This is a genomic window from Bacillus sp. OK048 (genome assembly GCF_900103525.1).
Taxonomy (GTDB): domain Bacteria; phylum Bacillota; class Bacilli; order Bacillales; family Cytobacillaceae; genus Neobacillus.
This window is the reverse complement of sequence record NZ_FNHN01000002.1, coordinates 114,719-135,644: the sequence shown is the minus strand read 5'-3', so window position 1 is coordinate 135,644 and position 20,926 is coordinate 114,719. Positions and strand designations below refer to the sequence as shown.

18 protein-coding genes, 3 pseudogenes and 1 riboswitch are annotated in these 20,926 nt (G+C 37.3%); of the genes and pseudogenes, 17 read left to right on the top strand and 4 right to left on the bottom strand.

The window, feature by feature from the left end; translation table 11 throughout:
* The first annotated feature begins 3 nt into the window (after positions 1–3).
* The 6 genes from comGC to BLR86_RS03905 all read left to right on the top strand — a co-directional run bounded on the left by comGC (position 4) and on the right by BLR86_RS03905 (position 2,136).
* Positions 4–321 carry a competence type IV pilus major pilin ComGC gene (gene comGC / locus BLR86_RS03930; protein ID WP_090758513.1) on the top strand — a complete coding sequence of 106 codons (318 nt, stop codon included), beginning with the start codon at positions 4–6 and terminating at the stop codon, positions 319–321.
* Positions 321–755 (top strand): competence type IV pilus minor pilin ComGD, encoded by a 435-nt coding sequence (gene comGD / locus BLR86_RS03925; protein WP_090758511.1) that lies wholly within the window; start codon positions 321–323, stop codon positions 753–755. Before comGC ends, comGD begins: the two co-directional genes overlap by 1 nt.
* A complete protein-coding gene (gene comGE / locus BLR86_RS25900; protein ID WP_217642360.1) occupies positions 745–1,077 on the top strand; it encodes a competence type IV pilus minor pilin ComGE in 333 nt (110 codons plus the stop codon). The genes comGD and comGE overlap by 11 nt, the downstream gene beginning before the upstream one ends.
* Entirely contained in the window at positions 1,025–1,501 is a 477-nt protein-coding gene (gene comGF / locus BLR86_RS03915; protein ID WP_302847194.1) for a competence type IV pilus minor pilin ComGF, read from the top strand. Before comGE ends, comGF begins: the two co-directional genes overlap by 53 nt.
* Positions 1,498–1,881, top strand: a complete 384-nt coding sequence (gene comGG, locus BLR86_RS03910) for a competence type IV pilus minor pilin ComGG (RefSeq protein ID WP_090758508.1) — start codon at positions 1,498–1,500, stop codon at positions 1,879–1,881. Before comGF ends, comGG begins: the two co-directional genes overlap by 4 nt.
* A gap of 69 nt (positions 1,882–1,950) precedes the next feature.
* Positions 1,951–2,136, top strand: a complete 186-nt coding sequence (locus BLR86_RS03905) for a YqzE family protein (protein WP_090758506.1) — start codon at positions 1,951–1,953, stop codon at positions 2,134–2,136.
* Positions 2,137–2,295: 159 nt separating this feature from the next.
* Here the strand turns inward: BLR86_RS03905 and BLR86_RS03900 are convergent, their stop codons facing one another.
* Positions 2,296–3,087 (bottom strand): YqhG family protein, encoded by a 792-nt coding sequence (locus BLR86_RS03900; RefSeq protein ID WP_090758504.1) that lies wholly within the window; start codon positions 3,085–3,087, stop codon positions 2,296–2,298.
* Positions 3,065–4,753: a DEAD/DEAH box helicase gene (locus tag BLR86_RS03895; RefSeq protein WP_090758502.1), complete on the bottom strand. Its 1,689-nt coding sequence runs from the start codon at positions 4,751–4,753 to the stop codon at positions 3,065–3,067. Before BLR86_RS03895 ends, BLR86_RS03900 begins: the two co-directional genes overlap by 23 nt.
* Before the next feature lie 155 nt (positions 4,754–4,908).
* Positions 4,909–4,997: riboswitch (glycine riboswitch) on the top strand.
* A gap of 194 nt (positions 4,998–5,191) precedes the next feature.
* On the opposite strand from BLR86_RS03895, the gene gcvT reads away from it, so the two are divergent.
* From gcvT to gcvPB, 3 genes are read left to right on the top strand one after another with little or no spacing between them, the layout of a single operon-like run.
* Positions 5,192–6,292, top strand: a complete 1,101-nt coding sequence (gene gcvT, locus BLR86_RS03890; protein WP_090758500.1) for a glycine cleavage system aminomethyltransferase GcvT — start codon at positions 5,192–5,194, stop codon at positions 6,290–6,292.
* A 22-nt stretch (positions 6,293–6,314) separates the two neighbouring features.
* On the top strand, positions 6,315–7,661 hold the full coding sequence (gene gcvPA, locus BLR86_RS03885; RefSeq protein ID WP_090758498.1) for an aminomethyl-transferring glycine dehydrogenase subunit GcvPA: 1,347 nt from the start codon (positions 6,315–6,317) through the stop codon (positions 7,659–7,661).
* Complete coding sequence (gene gcvPB, locus BLR86_RS03880; RefSeq protein WP_090758496.1) at positions 7,654–9,114, top strand: aminomethyl-transferring glycine dehydrogenase subunit GcvPB; 1,461 nt, start codon at positions 7,654–7,656, stop codon at positions 9,112–9,114. The genes gcvPA and gcvPB overlap by 8 nt, the downstream gene beginning before the upstream one ends.
* A gap of 308 nt (positions 9,115–9,422) precedes the next feature.
* Here the strand turns inward: gcvPB and BLR86_RS03875 are convergent, their stop codons facing one another.
* Positions 9,423–9,806, bottom strand: a complete 384-nt coding sequence (locus BLR86_RS03875; protein ID WP_090758494.1) for a rhodanese-like domain-containing protein — start codon at positions 9,804–9,806, stop codon at positions 9,423–9,425.
* A 192-nt stretch (positions 9,807–9,998) separates the two neighbouring features.
* Between BLR86_RS03875 and BLR86_RS03870 the strand changes: the two genes are divergently transcribed.
* Positions 9,999–10,835: a lipoate--protein ligase family protein gene (locus BLR86_RS03870; RefSeq protein WP_090758492.1), complete on the top strand. Its 837-nt coding sequence runs from the start codon at positions 9,999–10,001 to the stop codon at positions 10,833–10,835.
* Between the two features lie 287 nt (positions 10,836–11,122).
* Here BLR86_RS03870 and BLR86_RS03865 read toward each other — a convergent pair whose 3' ends face one another.
* Positions 11,123–11,602: an SRPBCC family protein gene (locus BLR86_RS03865; protein ID WP_090758490.1), complete on the bottom strand. Its 480-nt coding sequence runs from the start codon at positions 11,600–11,602 to the stop codon at positions 11,123–11,125.
* Positions 11,603–11,979: 377 nt separating this feature from the next.
* Between BLR86_RS03865 and BLR86_RS03860 the strand changes: the two are divergent.
* The 7 genes and pseudogenes from BLR86_RS03860 to BLR86_RS03830 form a co-directional block, all read left to right on the top strand.
* A pseudogene (locus BLR86_RS03860) lies at positions 11,980–12,798 on the top strand (ribonucleotide reductase N-terminal alpha domain-containing protein); the annotation flags it as partial.
* Between the two features lie 74 nt (positions 12,799–12,872).
* A complete protein-coding gene (locus BLR86_RS03855) occupies positions 12,873–13,658 on the top strand; it encodes an HNH endonuclease (RefSeq protein ID WP_090758488.1) in 786 nt (261 codons plus the stop codon).
* A 283-nt stretch (positions 13,659–13,941) separates the two neighbouring features.
* A pseudogene (locus BLR86_RS03850) lies at positions 13,942–15,078 on the top strand (ribonucleotide-diphosphate reductase subunit alpha); the annotation flags it as partial.
* A 300-nt stretch (positions 15,079–15,378) separates the two neighbouring features.
* A pseudogene (locus BLR86_RS03845) lies at positions 15,379–15,975 on the top strand (hypothetical protein); the annotation flags it as partial.
* Between the two features lie 253 nt (positions 15,976–16,228).
* Positions 16,229–17,068 carry a TnsA endonuclease N-terminal domain-containing protein gene (locus tag BLR86_RS03840; protein ID WP_090758487.1) on the top strand — a complete coding sequence of 280 codons (840 nt, stop codon included), beginning with the start codon at positions 16,229–16,231 and terminating at the stop codon, positions 17,066–17,068.
* The gene (locus BLR86_RS03835) at positions 17,065–19,221 is read left to right on the top strand and encodes a Mu transposase C-terminal domain-containing protein (RefSeq protein ID WP_090758485.1); all 2,157 of its coding nucleotides are present in this window, start codon (positions 17,065–17,067) and stop codon (positions 19,219–19,221) included. Before BLR86_RS03840 ends, BLR86_RS03835 begins: the two co-directional genes overlap by 4 nt.
* The gene (locus tag BLR86_RS03830) at positions 19,205–20,884 is read left to right on the top strand and encodes an ATP-binding protein (RefSeq protein WP_217642359.1); all 1,680 of its coding nucleotides are present in this window, start codon (positions 19,205–19,207) and stop codon (positions 20,882–20,884) included. The genes BLR86_RS03835 and BLR86_RS03830 overlap by 17 nt, the downstream gene beginning before the upstream one ends.
* The last annotated feature ends 42 nt before the right edge of the window (positions 20,885–20,926 follow it).

Below are 20,926 nucleotides of genomic sequence, written 5' to 3'. Positions count from 1 at the left end.
TTTATGAAAAATGAAAAGGGTTTCACGCTAGTAGAAATGATGATCGTAATGTTAGTTATTTCGGTTTTATTAATTATCACAATACCAAATGTAGCAAAGCATAATACAAATATTAACAACAAGGGCTGTGAGGCATATGTAAAAATGGTCCAAGCCCAGGTACAGTCGTATATGATGGAGAAGAATCAAGTACCTACCCTTGCACAACTTAGTACAGATGGGTATTTAAATGAAAACGCTACTGGCTGTCCAAATGGAACAAAAGTGGTATCAATCGATGCAGAGGGAAAAGTAACTGCAGTAGCCAAACCAACAAATTAATGCTTCGCAATCAAAAAGGGTTCACATTAATAGAATCTTTGATTGTGCTCTCCATCCTTTTAATTATCTCCTCGATAACTGCCTTTAACTTCAAGCCACAGTATAATTCAACAAATGATAAGGCGTTTATTTCCCAATTAAAAGCAGATTTATATTACGGACAGCAATACGCGATATCACATCAGATGGAAGTGAAAGTTTTCTTCTATGAATACGACTATAAGTATTCGCTTAATTCTGGCAGTAATCTGTTAGTTGAGAGAAATCATTCTCCAAAGATTCGTGTAAGTCAAGGCACCATCCCACTATATTTTAAATTTAATTCGAATGGGAATGTAGACCGATTCGGTACATTATTTATTCGAACACCGCAAAAAAATTATCGATTAACCGTTTTGATTGGAAAGGGACGGTTTTATGTTATTGAAGAATGATGGATACTTTTTACTTGAGCTCCTTTTATCCTTGTCAGTTTTGTTAATGCTTTGTCTGTTTTTTATGCCTTTGTTAACAGATTTGGCCAATCAATATCAACAGCTGGTAAGGGATAAAAAGGCAAATCAGCTACTATTTGAAGAACTACAAGCTCATTTATTGGAAGATCGAACAAATTCTAGGTATTCCATAGTTCATAACGGGACTGAATATCAGGTTTTCTGGAATCAATCAACATCTAGTGGACAAATGGAGGTGTGCGTAAAAGTTGATAAACAAATATTGCTCCCTAGGATACAAGTCTGTAAAGCGCCCGAATGAAAAAGCTTTTACGCTCCTCGAAGTGCTGTTTGCACTCTCCATTTTCACAACAATTGTATTTTTCATGGTTCCATTATTTCATATCATTTTAGAAAATAAAGAATCTAATGGTAGACTTCAGGACATGGAATGGGATGTCTTTTGCAGTCAGGTAAAAAAGGAAATCCATATAAGCTCTAAAGTGGAGGTGATTTCAGGCAGGTTGGTAATAACAAATAATAATGAAACGATTTATTATGAGAAATACGGCAGTACTATCAGAAGACGTGTGAATGCAACAGGTCATGAAACACTTCTGCAAAATGTAGCTGTTGTCACTTTTACTAGGGTCCAAAACACAGTGAAAATCAACGTAATAGATGTTTGGGGAAAGGAATACAATGTTGTGGTGCATTCCTATATTAAGTGGGCTTCCGCCATATGAGGAATAACGAAGGAGGATTTACTTACCCGTTAACTTTAGTGCTGCTTATTCTATTTCTAAGTGTTTTCTCGTTCCATGTTGAGCAATTGTTAACCGAAAGGAAGTTGGCACATGAAACTTACTTAATTCTTCAGGAAGAATATTATTTTCATTCTTCGATTAAAAAAACAGAGAAAATTTTACAATCTGGTGCTATGCTCCCAGCCAAAGGGACGTTCTCCTATTCGAATGGCAGTATGGAATTTCAAGCTGAGAGTCCCGTTGGAACGGTCCAAAAAATTAACTTCACTCTAAAATTGAATACAGGTGAAACCGTGACAGGGCGAGGTTTTTTTGATATTTCCTTAAAAAGAATGACTAAATGGACGGAAATAAATTAAGGGTAATCCTAGTTTGAAATTTATTAACGTGGACATACTTTTAGAGAAGAAATCAAGGCGGGTGTGTCCATGAAAACGAATGATTATGTCAAATATATGACTCAAACATTGGTGAAATACGCGGACCAGCCAAAAGATGAACGGAGACGAATCCGCGAAGAGCGGAAACAGGCAAAAGCATCTTTTTGGTATCGTTGGTTCGGTATTCTTCCCTATATTTTTTATATTGAAGTAAAGAAGCGAAGAAAAAGGTAAGAAGCAGATTCATGAGTCTGCTTCTTTGCTTTTTCTGTCTAGCCTCGGCGCCTAGGGGCTCGGGTCATAAGCCAATCCGTCAAAAAGGTTAAAGAGCAACCTTTCTGCCGGCTCGTCTTATGCCTGTCGCCCCTGGTCAAGGCGCTTCCGCTTTTCTTGTTAAACCGCCTTATCAGTTAAATAAAACAAACCGCCATTAATAAACGATACATTTATTTTTGGCTCGTATTGATCCTGTAATGCCTTTTTCTCTGTTTCATAATTTACATTTTCCACCTCGACATCTTCGTAGAAATGGTCTAAAAGCCGTAAATCCTGCTCCCAGCGCTTCCTCGCATCCTCCGCCCAGGAATGATCATCGCCTTCAATCATGGCTGTCAGATAGTTTTCGATTCTTGATAAACCACTTTTGGGTTTTACAAGTGGTGATAATGTAAAGGAATAGTCGGGGATTTTCGGTGTCAGTTGAACATTTTGCAGACGTTCATCAAAATCCTCCACCATTTGTCCATTTATGAGTTGCAAGCCTATTGATTTATAAATATCTCGTTTCCGGTCACATTGATATGAAATTTTAACATTTAAACACAGCCATGGCATTAACGGAGTTTGCTGATTGCTATTTTGATGGTTCTCATATAGCCGAATGTAGCTTGCAAGCTTTTTAGTTGATTGGAATATTTGGTGCAGACGAGGAGAACCAAAATGAACGGTTTCCCCCTTAATATGTTCTGGTGCTATCTGTGGGTTCGTAATAAACGTTAACTTCATTGGATTTGGAATCCCACCGGTTTTTTCTAAGTAGTGCCAATAAAATGGTCGATTCATTAATTCCTTATCAAGTTCAATCGTTAACTGTACGGTTAAGTATCCAGGACCATTTTCTGTTATTTCACATTCATTAGCTTGAAAATAGCGAGTGAGAAAGTTATGAATTTCCAGCTGCTGCATGTGAATCCTCCTTTTGCATATCCTTAGCCAAATCAATCATCGACGTGAGGTTTTCCATTTTTATGCGCATTTCACCCTCGGAACAGGATTGTCCAAATATATCAATTAAATGATCTTCAATACTCCCGAAGTCTAACTTTGTTAAAATATCGTCTAAATCGCCGATAACTTTTTCAAATAGTTCAATTTTTTCATATAGAAGCTTTAATATATGTTCTTCAACGGTGTTCTGGATCGCGAAATTATAGATCATTACGTCCTTTTCTTGACCGAGACGATGAATTCTCCCGATTCTTTGCTCAAGCCTCATCGGATTCCATGGTAGGTCAAAATTTATAATATGATTACAGAATTGGAGGTTAATTCCTTCCCCGCCAGCTTCTGTCGCTATTAAGACTTGTGCATGTTTTTGAAAAAGCTCGCGCATCCAGTCTTTTTTTCCTCGTTTAAATCCCCCGCGGAACGGAACAGATGATATTCCATTTTGTTTTAAATACCATTGCAAATACATTTGGGTTGCTCTGTACTCGGTAAAGATAATGACTTTATCATTAATTTTTTTAATCAATTCCAATGCTTTTTCTGCTTTTGAGTTCGTTTGAACGGCTTCGACTTTAGAAATTAAATATTGAATTTGCTCCTCGAATGCCTTGGTTGGATTCTCTTTTTTTCGCAGCATATTTTGTAGTGTATAAAATACGGATTCCCGGCTGCTGCATGCTTCGCGCTGTAAGGTCATAACAGAGAAAGCACTTGTTTGTACCCAGTCGCCTTCGCTTTTCAAATTGGTAATGGCTTCATATAATTCTTTTTCTTGTGGAGTACACTCAATAGCAATTGTTTCAACATGCCTTTTGGTCCATTCAATCCCAGTATCGGCACGACGATTTCGAATCATCACCTTATTTACTAGCTCTTTTAAATGTTCATTATCATTTAAGGAGCGGGCATCCCGTTTATACTTTTCGTAGAATTGCGTTTCACTGCCTAAATGGCCAGGCTTTAATAGGGATACAAGATTAAAGATTTCCTCAATTCGATTTTGAATGGGAGTTGCGGTGAGAAGCAGACAAAACTTCTTTTTCAAATTTTGAACAAACTCATAGTTTTTTGTTTTATTGTTCTTAAGTTTGTGTGCCTCATCAATAATAATTAAATCGTAGTCCTGCTTATTAATGATTTCACGGTGAGGTTCACGTTTAGCTGTATCAATGGATGAGACAACAACATCACACTGCTCCCATACATAGCTTTTCTTTTGAGAAATTGCTGGAATGAAAAACTTACTATTCAGTTCATATGACCACTGTGTCACCAAAGAAGCCGGTACGAGAATAAGGACTTTTTTTACGAGTCCACGAATCATGTATTCTTTTAAAATGAGGCCAGCTTCGATTGTTTTACCAAGTCCAACCTCATCAGCAAGAATCGCTTTTCCGTTCATATTCTCAATCACTTGTTTTGCTGTTTCGAGCTGATGTGGAAGTGGTGTAAGATTAGGTAAATGCTTTGGTGCTTGTAAGCCTTCAAATTCAGGGATAATTAAATGTTTTTCAACTCCAACGGCTAGTTTAAACAGCTCCCTATTTCCCCATGGTCCATCGTTCTCGATCCTATGTAAAAATTCATCCTGCCAGGAGGAATCAAATTCAATTTGAACTGTCATGGTTACCGCTCCTTTTTGCACAAAATTTATTGCTCACCGCTATGATTTAATGGTAGGATGGATATAGCTTTTGAAAGTTTAAAATATTGTAATAAAATAATTTTTTTTAGATGTATATTTTAGTATGACCCGAATCCAAAATTATTATAATGCGAATGATGACAAGGGGAGAGACTACAAATGTAGCGCCGAAGGAGCAAGCACAATGTGTGAATCTCTCAGGCAAAAGAACTCTTGTTTGACGCAACTCTGGAGAGTGCTGACTATAAGAGCAGCCACCAAAGGGGAAAGCCGGCTTAGGTAAACTTTCAGGTGCAAGGACAGAGACCTTCTTTTTTGATAAAGGGGGGCTTCTGTCCTTTTTTGTTTGTTTTTTAAGCTAGGAGTAAAAAACTGGTAATACAACTGAAAAACATCTTGTTTGAAGGGGGATTTATGATGACTGAATTAAAGCGCACTCCGCTATATGAAGTGTATAAGGAATATGGTGGAAAAACGGTTGATTTCGGCGGCTGGGAGCTGCCTGTCCAATTCTCAAGTATCAAGGAAGAACATGAAGCAGTCCGCACAAGAGCTGGCTTATTCGATGTTTCTCATATGGGAGAGGTCATCGTCACAGGACCAGACAGCTTAAATTACTTGCAAAAGATGTTGACAAACGACATTTCAAAAATTAAAAATGGCGGAGCACAATACAATGCGATGTGCTATGAAAACGGCGGCACTATAGATGACCTGCTCGTTTATAAAATAGAAGACAATCATTATTTACTTGTGGTGAATGCATCGAATATTGAGAAGGATTTAAGCTGGCTGGAAAACCATTTAGATGGAGAGGTTTCAATAGAGAATCTTTCAGAGAAAATGGCACTGTTAGCGCTGCAAGGACCTCTTGCCGAAAAAGTTCTTCAAAAGTTAGCCGGAAGTGATTTAAGTAAAATTGGCGTTTTTAAGTTCCAACAGGAAGTGGAAATAAACGGTAAAAACGCTCTTGTATCACGAACTGGTTATACCGGAGAAGATGGATTTGAAATATATTGTGATTCATCAGACGCTGTTGAACTTTGGAAGGCGATTCTGTCGGCAGGAAAAGAGGAAGGCGTTGTACCATGTGGTTTAGGTTCCAGGGACACACTGCGCTTTGAAGCGACACTCGCACTTTATGGTCAAGAGTTATCACCTGATATTTCTCCATTAGAAGCAGGAATTGGCTTTGCAGTTAAACTAAATAAAGAAGCTGATTTTATTGGAAAAGAAGCACTCAAGCAACAAAAAGAACAGGGTACGGCTAGAAAATCAGTTGGAATTGAAATGATTGACCGTGGTATACCACGTCATGGTTATCCTGTCTATAAAGGTGAAGAGCTAATCGGTGAAGTTACGACTGGTACACAGTCACCGTCTTTGAAAAAAAATATCGGACTTGCTCTTATTAAAAGCGAACATACTGAACTTGAGTCAGAACTTGAGGTTGAAATTCGCGGAAAACGTTTAAAGGCAAAGATCATACTAACACCTTTTTATAAACGAGGAAAGTAAACAAGAGGGGGAGAATAGGTTTATGAAACATCGTTATTTACCTATGACTGAAGAAGATAAAAAAGCAATGCTTGCAACAATTGGTGTTAGCTCCGTTGATGAATTGTTTAGTGATATCCCAGAAAAAGTTAGGTTTAAAGGCGAATACAATATTAAAGCTGCAAAATCAGAGACGGCCTTAATGAAAGAGTTATTCAATATGGCTTCTCGTAATGCTGATTTAAAAAGAAATGTCTCCTTTTTAGGAGCAGGAGTATATGATCATTATATGCCTGTCATCGTCGATCATGTAATTTCCCGTTCTGAATTTTATACAGCTTACACACCATATCAGCCGGAAATCTCGCAAGGTGAGCTTCAAGCGATTTTTGAATTCCAGACGATGATCTGTGAGTTAACAGGCATGGATGTTGCAAACTCATCCATGTATGATGGCGGCACCGCTCTAGCTGAAGCAGCCATGTTAAGTGCAGCACATACAAAACGAAAGAAAATCATTGTTTCAGGAGCAGTCCACCCTGAATCACGGGAAGTCCTCAAAACGTATGCAAAAGGACAGTATCTTGAAGTGATTGAGGTTCCTGTTTCTAACGGTATAACAGATATTGAGGCTTTAAAAGATTTGGCGAATGAAGAGGTTGCTGCTGTCATCGTTCAGTATCCCAACTTCTTCGGACGAATAGAGCCATTAAAGGAACTTGAAGAAATTATCCATGCCAACAAATCATTGTTTGTCGTTTCGAGTAATCCACTTTCACTTGGGGTCTTAACACCTCCAGGTAAGTTTGGTGCTGACATTGTCATCGGTGATGCACAGCCGTTTGGAATTCCTACTGCGTTTGGCGGCCCGCACTGCGGTTATTTTGCCGTAACCACTAAGTTAATGCGTAAGGTACCAGGACGTCTTGTCGGTCAGACTACAGATGATCAAGGGCGCCGTGGATTTGTATTAACACTACAAGCTCGTGAACAGCATATCCGTCGTGATAAAGCGACATCGAATATTTGTTCCAACCAAGCGTTAAACGCTTTGGCTGCTTCGGTTGCCATGACAGCCCTTGGTAAAAAAGGTGTACGTGAAATGGCAGCTGCGAACTTGCAAAAAGCACACTATGCCAGAACTACATTTAAAGAAGCAGGCTTTGAAGTTGTCTATGAGGGTCACTCGTTTAATGAATTTGTTGTGAAATTAAACAAACCAGTAAAAGAGATCAATCAAGGGCTGTTACAAAAAGGAATTATTGGCGGCTATGATTTAGGACGCGATTATCCGGAGCTTGCAAACCATATGTTGGTTGCTGTAACGGAGCAAAGATCGAAGGAAGAAATTGATACTCTTGTCAAAGAAGTGGGGGATTTGCATGCATAACCAAGACCAGGCACTCATTTTTGAATCTAGTACACCAGGCAGAATTGGATACAGCCTCCCTGAAATAGATGTTCCTGAACTTGACCTAAGCAGCCTTCTACCTGAAGGATATTTACGCAGCGAGGAGCCAGGGCTTCCAGAGGTTTCAGAGCTTGATATCATGCGTCATTACACTGCTTTATCAAGGAGAAATCATGGTGTGGATTCTGGTTTCTATCCATTGGGTTCTTGTACAATGAAATACAATCCGAAAATCAATGAAAATGTCGCTCGTTTTAACGGTTTTGCTCATGTTCATCCATTGCAGGACGAAAGCTCTGTCCAAGGTGCTCTTGAGCTGTTGTATGATTTGCAAGAGCATTTAATTGAGATTACTGGGATGGACGAGGTCACTTTACAACCAGCAGCAGGTGCTCATGGGGAATGGACGGGCTTGATGATGATTCGTGCCTTCCATGAAGCAAATGGAGATTTGAAGCGTACAAAGGTTATCGTTCCAGATTCTGCGCATGGAACAAACCCTGCTTCAGCTACGGTCGCAGGACTTGAAACCATTACGGTAAAATCAAATGAACATGGTCTTGTAGACCTAGAAGATTTAAAAAGAGTGGTTGGCGATGACACAGCTGCTTTAATGTTAACAAATCCAAATACGCTCGGACTTTTTGAAGAAAACATTGTAGAAATGGCTGAAATTGTCCACGGTGCCGGTGGTAAGCTTTATTACGATGGTGCAAACTTAAATGCTGTTCTTTCAAAAGCTAGACCAGGGGATATGGGATTTGATGTCGTTCACTTAAATCTTCATAAAACCTTTACAGGTCCACATGGAGGCGGCGGTCCTGGTTCAGGTCCAGTTGGTGTTAAGGCGGATTTGATTCCGTTCTTACCAAAACCAGTTATTGCTAAGCGTGGGGATGAATATGTGTTTGATTATGACCGTCCGCAATCTATTGGCCGTGTGAAACCCTTCTATGGTAACTTTGGAATTAATGTTCGTGCATATACCTATATCCGTTCAATGGGGCCAGACGGCTTAAAGGCGGTAACCGAGTATGCGGTATTAAATGCAAACTATATGATGAGAAGACTAGCTGAATATTATGATCTTCCATTTGATAAGCATTGTAAGCATGAATTTGTATTGAGCGGCAGACGTCAGAAAAAATTAGGTGTTCGCACCTTGGATATCGCGAAACGCCTGCTTGATTTTGGTTACCATCCACCAACCATTTACTTCCCATTAAATGTGGAAGAGTGTATTATGATCGAACCGACGGAAACAGAATCAAAAGAGACTCTTGATTCTTTCGTTGACATCATGATTCAAATTGCCAAAGAGGCAGAGGAGAATCCTGAAATTGTCCAAGAAGCCCCACATACAACCGTTGTTGGCCGAATGGACGAAGCAACAGCTGCTCGCAAACCTATTTTAAGGTATCAAAAAGCATAGTAATAGTAAGGACCAGACTCAGTGTGCTGAATCTGGTCCTTTTTTTCGGATAAGGTTTATTGTGCCCGTATATTAGACGGGACAGAAATAGGGTAACAATAATTGGTTTATTGTGCCCGTAAATCAGGCCGGACAGAAATAGGGTAACAATAGTTGGTTTATTGTGCCCGTAAATCAGGCTGGACAGAAATAGGGTAACAATAATTGGTTTATTGTGCCCGTAAATCAAGCGGGACAGAAATAGGGTAACAATCAGATAAAGTGTTTGGTAATAAAAAAAACTTCCCTAAATGGGAAGTCGCTTTGGTTTATTTTTTTGCTTTTATTTTACCAGACCATTTTTTAAAGCCGCCTTGAAGCTGGGTAAGGTTCTTATAACCTTTTCGGTATAACATTTGCGCCGCACGAGCACTGCGCATACCATTTTGATCATATAGATATACAGGTAAATCTGGACGAAGTTCCTTCAGTCTCATTTTTAATTGAGATACGGGGATATTCCTTGCTCCCAATATATGACCTGCATCAAATTCGTTCGCTTCACGAACATCGATTAGCTGCGCTTTTCGATAACCGGCACGAAACTCCTCTTCTGTAACCGTTTTAACAATTTTCTTTTGATAAAAATAGTTGAAAACGGAATAAGCCAAAACTACTACAATAATGACAATTAGGGTATAAAGTGAATTCAATTTCTTTTTGCTCCTTTCAAGCTTGTAACACTATGTTTTATTATATAAGTCAAAACAATAAAGATAAAGAAAAAACGACAAAATACTTCGCTTTTTCTCTCACTATTATATCAGAAACATCTTGTTTTGAATTCCTATCAGATTTTGGTAGACTAAAACGAGAGTAAACTACATAAAGATGAGGTTTTTTAAATGAGCAAAGAAGTATGGCGTTTTATAGATTCAGGGAATTGTTCTCCTTCTTTTAATATGGCATTAGATGAAGCTCTGCTTGATTGGCACAGTGAAGGAAAAATACCGCCTGTGATTCGTTTCTATGGCTGGAAACCGGCAACACTATCGATCGGATATTTTCAAAAGGTTGAAAAGGAAATTGACTTAGAAGCTGTAAAAGCTCATGGATTAGGTTTTGTAAGACGGCCGACAGGCGGACGAGGAGTGCTTCACGAGCATGAGCTTACCTATAGTGTAATTGTTTCAGAGGAGCATCCAGAAATGCCTAAGACGGTAACAGAGGCTTATCGTGTGATTTCTGAAGGCATCCTAAAAGGCTTTCATCAATTAGGGCTTGAGGCTTATTTTGCAGTACCAAAAACGGATGAAGAAAGAAGTGCACTTAAGAATCCTCGTTCGGCTGTTTGTTTCGATGCACCTAGCTGGTATGAGCTTGTTGTCGAAGGTCGTAAGGTTGCCGGAAGTGCCCAGACTAGGCAAAAGGGAGTCATTCTCCAGCACGGTTCAATCCTTTTAGATTTAGATGAAGATAAGCTGTTTCGTTTGTTCAAGTATCCAAGTGAGAGAGTAAAGGAACGGATGAAATCAGCGTTTAAAAGTAAGGCAGTTGCGATAAATGAAATTAGTTCTAGAAGGATTACATTAGACGAAGCAAAAGAAGCTTTTTATAAAGGTTTTGCAGAGGGGCTAAATATCGAACTAGAATCTTATCAGTTAACGGAAGAAGAACTTGCATACGTTAACAAGATAGCAAAAGAGCGTTATGAAAATGATGAGTGGAATTTTAAAAGATAGTTTAACTTATTGCTTTTTTTAGAATTGGGAATTTAAGAAGGAAAAACCATAAAGAGTTCATGAAGCCTAAAGAGAAGAATGATCAGAGAGAATGGGCCTTATAAAGGGTTCATGAAGCCTAAAAAGAAGAGTAATCAGAGAGAATGGGCCTCATAAAGGGTTCATGAAGCTTAAAAAGAAGAGTAATCAAAGAGAACGGACCTCATAAACTACGAATTAGAAATTAAAAACAAATCTAAAAATATTATTGGCAAAAAAAGGCGGACATAATGAGTCCGCCTTAGCTGTTATTGTAGAGTTACTTTCTCGATTTCGTTACCATATCTTTCGTACCAGATTTTCCATTCTTCTTTACGTTCAATGGCCCTACCGTCTAGCAATGCTTCAATCACATCTAAACAGACATGCCAACCTGCTAGGTCTTTTGGGGTATGGTCAGTAATCGTATGTATATTTTCTATTAATCGCAATGAAGAGCCTCCTGATTCTTGGGACAATTCGAAACGAACGGTATCTGCCCACCAGGAAAATTCAAAAACAGAATTGATTTTTAATTCTAGGATAGAAAGCTCATCAAATGTTCCATCCCCCATATCAAATTTAATTACTCCGCCTTTACGAAGTTCATCTACACGCAGCTCAGAAAACCATTTTGGCAGTTTCTCGTTATCGGTTAGATAGGACCATACCTCCTCGACAGGATGGTTAAGATGGCGTTCATATGTGGCACGATATCCGCTTTCAACTTTTTCAATATGTGCTAGCATCTATTTTTTCCTCCTCTTAAAGGTTTATTTATTAAGTATACCTTTTTTTATATTCTCGATAATCACCTTAATTCCTTTATTACTGTAAATTTTGCTCATTTAAAAATCGCAACCTGCGAAATTTGTTAAATTTTCCTGTATTTTGCCGAAATCTAAAAGATATCTTACCTTTTCTCTTGTTTCTAGTTTATTTTAAGTTTGACAAACTAAGTGTTTTTTGTATAAAACACAATATATAGTGGTGTTGAAAATATTTTCGGTACTATATATTGATTAATACTTCCTATCGTGTTAATTTATTTATATCAAGTCAGCTAGATATAGCATAACTACTAGAATCTCATACAAGATATAGAATTTTTGAAGGAGTTGTTTCCATGTCTGTAGTTTTTAGACAAAAAATGAATATTGATTTTGAAAGGTTGAATGAGGATATCCACTTATTCCCTCCGGTGCACCCAGTAACACCAGATATGAAAATAACTCATAAGGGTGTTTCACGCTTGGTCATGTTGGACCGCTACACCTTCAAAGACACTGCAAAAATAACCCTAACAAATGGCGACTTTGTTGTACTCACAATAAAAGAGGATCCAAAATTCCCAGCTCGCGGTCTTGGATACATCATGGAAATAGATTGGGAGCGTAAAAAAGCAAAGGTTTTAGTTGACGAGGAATTTAGAGGTGTCCTTGATGACCCGGAGGAATCCGCAACAGGATTGATATGGCGCTCGTTAGATGTGATCGAGAAACCTCTAGAATTGTTTTATGAGCAGATTGCGAAAAGAAATGCAACTGGTCTTGCTTCAGTTGAAGAAACAGAAGAGAAGCGAATCGAATGGTTTGAAAAGTTTTACAATGAACTCGTTTCGATGAATTTTATTCCAGCAGGCCGTGTGCTTTATGGAGCAGGGGCTGAAACAGATGTAACTTTCTTTAATTGCTACGTAATGCCTTTTGTTCCAGACTCGCGTGAAGGTATATCTGATCACCGTAAACAGGTTATGGAGATTATGAGCCGCGGTGGCGGAGTTGGAACAAATGGATCAACATTACGCCCAAGAAACACCTTAGCAAGAGGCGTAAATGGAAAATCATCTGGTTCCGTTTCGTGGTTAGATGATATTGCGAAATTGACTCACTTAGTAGAACAAGGTGGTTCGAGACGCGGAGCTCAGATGATAATGTTAGCGGATTAATAAAGTGACAATAAGATAAAACTTTGGTATTATTTAACTAGAACGTATGTTCTTGATTGAGGAGGTCAATCATGTTAAATCTTACTAAAGAGTTTCTTTATCAAAGGTATATTATTGATAATCAAACCATTCAGGGTATTTCAGATGAAACAGGGTATACAAATAGTAAAATTAAGGGTCGTCTTAGAAGATTTGGAATTAGGAAACATAGGCTAAAGCTAGGAGACCAAATATATGACAATAAGGATTGGCTATATGACCAATATATTGTACAGCAAAAAGGGTATACAGTAATTGCCAATGAATTAGATGTAAGTTACACCACAATTTTAGATAGAATTTTATTTTTTGGATGGGAACTTAGAGGACACAACGCAATCGACAAAGGTGCACCTAGTAGAGGGAAAAAACGCTCAGACATTTCTATTCAAAAAATAAGAGACAGTAGGATAAAAAATAGAATCATTTTTAACTGTCCTAATTGTGAAGAGGAAATTGAGAAGGTTGTTTCTGTTTACAATAAGAGTCAAAAAAGCTTTTGTAATCGTGCTTGTTATAAAGACTTTCTCAAAAAGAATAGAATTGAAACAGAGGATATTACAGATTCTGCGGAATATAAAGAATGGCGGAAGAAAGTATATCTTCGTGATAATTACAAATGTAAAATGCCTGGATGTACATCTATTTCTAAGCAAATTGCTGCCCATCATATCTACCCTAAAAAGAAATATCCTGAAAAACAGTTTGATTTATCAAATGGAATAACTCTTTGTAAAAAATGCCATGAAACGACCTTTGGAAAAGAAACTAATTTTATAGATGCACTAGTCCGCGTCATTCAGAAAATGAATGACTAGAAAATCGGGTGAATTGCGGGAAAATCCTTAGAGACTTGCAAGCTACAACGTGACTGGAAACGGTGAGCGTGAATGCTTTAAAAATTGCAAGTATTGGACAATCTGCAGCCAAGCGTCATAGGGCAAAGGTTATGGCGAAGGTTAAACGACTAGAGAGTGAGTCCCAACAATAAACTCTCATAAGCGCCCGGCCCCTAACAGTTTTAAGCTGAGGGTGATGATATAGTCTAGTCCGTCTGCAAATAAAGGCAGAGTAAATATCCTGAAAAGGACGGTATTTACGTGGCATCCAGACATTATTGAATTTATTATCTCAAAAATGCAAAACCCAAGAATTCTACGATTTTTAATTGATAATACAAATGATGAAACAATTAAGAAACATGCTAAGGACAAACTTAAATTCACTCCATTAACTGCACAGGAAATGGCAATGTATCAGGGAATTGTTAATTATAAACATATTCCAGGTACTGGTGGGTTTGGTGAAGAAATCATTGCTGCGGCGGAAGAAAAGCTTCAAACTGGTGGTAACTACACCGTTCATAATTCAGAATTCCTTACAGGTGCAAATATTTCTATCTGTTTGACAAAAGAATTTATGGAAGCTGTTGAAAATGATTGGGATTACGAGCTTCGTTTTCCAAATGTTGAACATTATAGTAAAGAGGAAATGAAGATTTACAATGAAGAATGGCATAAAGTTGGAGACGTTCGTGAGTGGGAAAAGCTTGGCCACAAAGTAAGAGTATATAAGAAATTTAAAGCTAAAGAACTTTGGAATCTAATAAACATTTGCGCAACTTACTCTGCAGAACCAGGAATCTTCTTTATTGATAATGCCAACGACATGACAAATGCAAAAGCATATGGTCAACAGGTTGTAGCTACCAACCCTTGTGGAGAACAACCTCTCGCACCATTTTCTGTTTGTAACCTTGCAGCTGTTAATCTTGCAGAAATGGCTGATAAAGAGACAAAAACAGTAGATTTTGAAAAGTTAAAGAGAACAGTAGAAGTTGGCGTTAGAATGCAGGATAACGTTATTAACGCTACACCATACTTCCTTGAAGAAAATAAGAAGCAGGCTCTTCGTGAGCGCCGCGTAGGTCTTGGTGTAATGGGCTTACACGATATGCTTATTTACTGTGAAACAGTGTACGGTTCAGAAAAAGGAAATGAACTTGTTGATCAAGTTTTTGAAGTAATTGCGACTACTGCCTATAAAACATCAGTGGAACTAGCAAAAGAAAAGGGAAGTTTCCCATTCTTAAACGGTGAAACACGCGAAGAAACAAACCGACTACGTCAAGCATTCATCGATACAGGATATATGAAAAAAATGCCTGAAGATGTTCGTCAATCTATATTAGAAAATGGAATAAGGAACTCACATTTGCTAACTGTTGCTCCAACGGGTAAAATCATTGCCCCCAGTGTTCGTAAGAGCGCTGCGTAAACTTAGCTATATGCGGGAAACCCTGGCGTATCTCTTACTACCTTTGTCTTGCCAACAAGTTATCGGGTAAAAATGTAAGAGTGTTGGCTAATAGCCTACCAGACAATCCGCAGGGAAGTCGTGGCTGACCCTTCAACGACTAAACGCTGAGCAACCATAATAATTTATGGTTGATGATATAGTCTGACCCATATGGCGACATATGGAGCGGGTACTAATATTCCCGCCCTCTATAAAGATTTATAGAGAGTAACAAAAGTGAGTACTGGAACAATGGTTGGTGTATCAACTGGATTAGAACCTTATTTCTCATTCTCTTATTTCCGAAGTGGACGCCTAGGGAAATTTATTGAAGTGAAAGCTGATATCGTTCAAGAATACCTTGATCAGCACCCGGAAGCTGATGCTGACAATCTTCCAAGCTGGTTTGTTGCAGCAATGGAATTGGCTCCTGAAGCGCATGCTGATGTTCAATGTGTTATTCAGCGATGGATTGATAGTTCCATCAGTAAAACTGTCAATGCACCACAAGGATACAGTGTTGAACAAGTCGAAGCTGTTTACGAACGTCTTTATAAAGGCGGGGCTAAGGGTGGAACAGTTTATGTAGATGGATCTCGCGATTCTCAAGTTCTTACTCTTAAGGCGGAAGAAAATGTTGTAACAACAACTTTTAAAGAGAAAACAAAACAGCACGTAGTCTTGCTTGATACCATCAGTGACCTCCGCTCAACAGATGTCACAATCGGTTCAGAGGTTGGCAACACATGTCCAGTCTGCCGCAAAGGAAAAGTAAAAGAAATCGGCGGCTGTAATACTTGTTCCAACTGCGGTACGCAGCTTAAGTGTGGTTTATAAAAAACGAGAATGTCCCTTGGTGTAGCTTTGAATTAAAGTTTGATAATTTGAATTAAAGTTTGATAATTTTAAAAAAAGATTGATAATCTGTATTAAAGTTTGATAAAAAACAACCTTTTCGGTATGATAGCCGTAAGAGGTTGTTTTTTATATTTCTGAAAAATACAGTTATAAATGTGACCTAAATATAGTCCGATATTTAATCGAAGGGCTAGTTTACTTCAAATGAACCATTTTATTAGGAGGGGGTTTCATGGCAAAACGAAAACGTTCATCTTCTATAGAGAGGAAGTTGAAGGATGGACTTGGACAAGGTTTTGGAAGCGATTACATCCCGTGGATTAAAATTCAAGATGTACCATCGCTAGGACGTTCTACTCGATTAAAAGGGATTAAAGTGCCAAGACAACATGAATTTCTTTCAGACTTGGAACGAGACTATTTTTATCTATTGGAATACTCCGATTCAGTCATAGACATTCGTGAACAGTTTCCATTGCTACCTGTGGCTGAGACAATAGTTATAGCAGATGAATTAGGAATAAAACATCCCACGAATCCAAAAACAGGTGAACCAGCAGAGATGACAACAGACTTTTTAGTTACTATTAATAATAATGGTCAACCACAACATTTAGCTAGGACTTTAAAATATAAAGATGAGTTTATGGATGAGCGTGTACTAGAGAAATTTGAAATTGAACGTATTTATTGGGAAAGAAATGAAGTAGATTGGGGTATCGTAACGGAATTAGAAATACCAAAGACAATGGCTCATAATATTGCTTTTGTACGTGAATATTTCGATATATTCAACGTTGAGGGGTTTAATGAATGTACACAACTAGATATTGAAGATATGAGCATCTATTTCTTACGTTGTTTATTAGATCAACAAAAGTCAGTCAAACAAATTGCAAAAGATATAGAACGTGATTTTTGTTTATTAAGAGGATGTGGACTTTCTCTATTTAAACATCTCGTTATTTCAAAAGCAATTGAAATAGATTTGAATAATAAATTGGATGTAAATCAGATCATCACTATTAATGCTGTTCGAAAGGACTTTTCTGAGAAGGTGAAAGCTATATGATTTTTTATAACCAAGTTTACCAGTATACGGACAAAGAAGAAAAAAATCGTATACGTATCATTGAGATAAATCACGATGTTGCTTGTTTTGTACAGTTACATTGTGATACATCTATGCCGAAAACTATCTTGATTTCCGATCTAGAACATGAACTGCAAAGTGATATTTTGCTTGCTATCCCAGACCCATTTGCTACTAGCTATTCCGATGAAGATTTAACAAAGAAACAGATTCAAAAGCGTGATGAAGACTGGAGAGTAGTTTCTGAAAGTTGGGATATTTACAAAGAGGCTATCTTGAATCAAAAAGAGCGTGAAAAAGCTCTATCTGATATTGCTAATAAATATGGTATAGCAAAATTAAAAGCAAAGCGTATTTTCACACGATTTTGGCAAAGGGGTTTAAATAAAAATGCCTTGCTTCCAGATTACATTTATTCTGGCGGGAAAGGTAAAGAAAAAAAATTAAAAGCAACCTCAAAAGTAGGTCCAAAAAGAAAATATACAAAAGAGGAAGGAATAAGTATAACAGAAGATGTTAAAAAGCAATTTATTTATGTTATAAAAAAATATTACCGAAAAAAAGAACGGCTTTCACTAATGGAAACGTATGATTATCTTTTAAGGGAATTTTATTCAGATGAGTATTACGAAAATGGTGTGCGGAAATTTAGAGTTTGGGATTCAGGTAGAATTCCAACTTATGATCAATTTTATTATTGGTTTAAAAAGCTTGAAGATCCACAAATAGATATTCAAATGCGCTACAGTCAAAAAGAGTATGAGTTGAAACATAGACCAATTTTAAGCAATTCAACATTAGAAACGGATGGTCCGGGAACGAGATTTCAAATTGACGCAACAATTGCGGATATCTATTTGGTAAGTTCGTTTGACCGTAATCTGATTATTGGCCGTCCAATTGTATATGGTGTCATTGATGTCTATTCACGATTAATGACTGGAATTTATGTAGGTCTAGAAGGACCGTCATGGATAGGTGCAATGATGGCTTTAGATAACATGGTTACGGATAAAGTAGAGTTTTGTAAAAAATTCGATATTTCGATTGATGAATCACAATGGCCAGCCCACCATCTACCAGAAATAATAATCGCAGACCGAGGTGAATTTGAGGGTTATTCAGTTGAAAGTCTTATTAATAATATACATATCAAAATAGAAAACACCTCACCTTATCGTGGAGATTTAAAGGGTATTATTGAACGTCAATTCCGGACTATTAATGGAAAAATAAAGCGCAAATCTCCGGGTGCTATCCAAAAGGAATATCGTGAACGTGGAGATAGAGACTATCGGTTAGATGCTAGCTTAAACCTTAAAGAGTTCACTAAAATTATAATTCATCTTGTTTTACATCATAATCAAAAAATCATAGAAAAATATCCATTAGAAAAAGAAATGATAGTAGCAGGATTAACAGCTACACCGATTAATTTATGGAATTGGGGCATAGAAAACAAAAAAGGAAGATTACAGACTATCAACAATCAAAACATATTAAGGTTGAATTTATTGCCTAAAGGAAAAGCCAGAATAACAAGAGCAGGCATCAAATTTAAGGGGTTATCATATGGGTCTGACAAAGCTTTAAACGAGCAATGGTATTTAAAAATGAGAAATCGAAGTATCGGGGTAGTTTTCGATCCTCGTGATATGAGTCAAATTTATATTCCACATACAGATGGTCGGGATTTCGATACTTGCTTCTTATTAGATACTAGTTCCCAGTATCATGGTAACACTCTAGAAGAGATTGAATTTTATCAAGAACTAATTCAAGAAGCTAAACAGCAAGAAGCTAATAAGCAAAAAGAAAACACACTTAATTTAGATGCAGCAATAGAAAACGTTATCAAACAAGCAAAGACAGAGAAAAAACAAACGAATGACCCAAATGTTAGCAAGGCTGAAAAAGTTAAGAATATCAGAGCGAATAGACAAGCAGAAAAAATAATGAATCGAGAAGAAGAAAAATTCGATTTGTTAGAAAAATCAATAAGAGACACTGGTGAGGTTGTCGAGTTTACTAATAAAAATTCAGATATTATAGAAACACCGAAAAAATCATCCTCACGTTTAATGGATAAATTACGAAAGAAGCGAGATGAGGAATATGGAAAAGATAAATGACCTAGTATTAAAAGGTGATTTTGAAGATGCGGATTATAAGGGACAGGCTTTGTCTGAATATAGTAATAACCCATTTATTGAAGCACTTCCACCAATTTTTACCGAAGATAATGTACTAGAACGATTTATGGTCACACCGCGTATATCTGAACAAGATAAACATAGTGAGAATAACATTCGTTACCATGTATTGAAACGAATAAAAAACTTTATTCAACCATTGCCTATTCATTTTGAAGTTGAACGTAAATTATCAACTTTAATTCGTAGAGGATACTTAGCACGTAATCCTTTAGATAAATCCTTTTTAGAACGCGTTCGGGTTTTGCACGAACTACGTGAAGATGAGAAAGAATCTCATCGATATATCGATGAACGCCTGAAATATATACAGTCAACAGCTGATAGTGTAGCTATTATTGGGATATCCGGTATAGGTAAAACAACAGCAATTGAACGTTTGCTATTAATGTATCCTCAGGTCATTAAGCATCAACTATACAAAGGTCAGATCATTAATCGTACTCAAATTGTTTGGCTAAAAATAGATTGTCCCTATGATGGAAGCTTATCAACATTATGCAAAAGTTTTTTCAAAGCAATTGATGATTTGCAAGGTACTCGCTATTTGGAGAAGTTTGGGCATTTCCAACGAGTGACATCAACAATGCTATTGTATATGACTTCACTTGCAAGTTTATATGGTATTGGTGTGTTGGTCATTGATGAACTCCAGCATCTCTTAAACTCCAAAGATGAACAAGAGGAAATGTTGAACTTTTTTGTTACATTGTCTAATACAGTAGGAATCCCGATGGTATTAATTGGAACCTCAAAGGCACAATTACTGTTTAAAGGAAACTTCCGTCAAGCACGTCGAGCAGCAAGTGATGGATCGATTTTCTGGGATCGAATGGCTGAAGATAGCGAGGAATGGGAATTCTTTTTAGAAACACTTTGGAATATACAGTGTTTAAAAGAACAAACAGAGCTGTCTGACGAGCTTAAGAAGGCTTTTTATGAAGAGTGTCAAGGCATTACTGCAGTGGCTGTAAATTTATTTATTCTTGCACAAGAACGAGTGTTATTTGATGAAACGAATATAGATGAAAAAATAGCTCCACAGGTGCTAAGACAAACAGCAAAGATAGATATGAAAATTATCCAGCCAATGCTCAATGCTATTCGTAAAAACAATTTAAAAGCGATGTATAAATATGAGGATATTATGATTAATCTTGACGACTTAATGATTAATCATAAGAAAGGCACTGAATACGAAGGTAAAATCAAAGATGCGATGAAAGAGCGTTTAAAAACATTAGATTACAAGCGCCGAGATACGATTGAGATTCTAAGTGTTGAATTAGCTGCTTTGGGGATTTTTACTGCATTGGATGCAAAGGATCTGCGAAATTTAGTCACAAAGGCAGTTGAAAAATATCCTGTGGAAATCGAATACAATCAATTAAAATTGCATGTAATTCAGCAGGCTATGGAATTGAATCAAAAAAAACTTTCTAAGGTTATTTTAAAAGAAAGACAAGTGATCAATTTGCCGTTATTAGCTTTAAGGGAAAGAGCTTTGGCAAAGAAAAAACAACCGTATGATTATCTAAAGCAAAATAACTTTATTCGAGATCCAATGGGTGAATTCTTCTGAACTTAAATTACTAATTTACTAGAAATTTAAAGTGTGGTGATT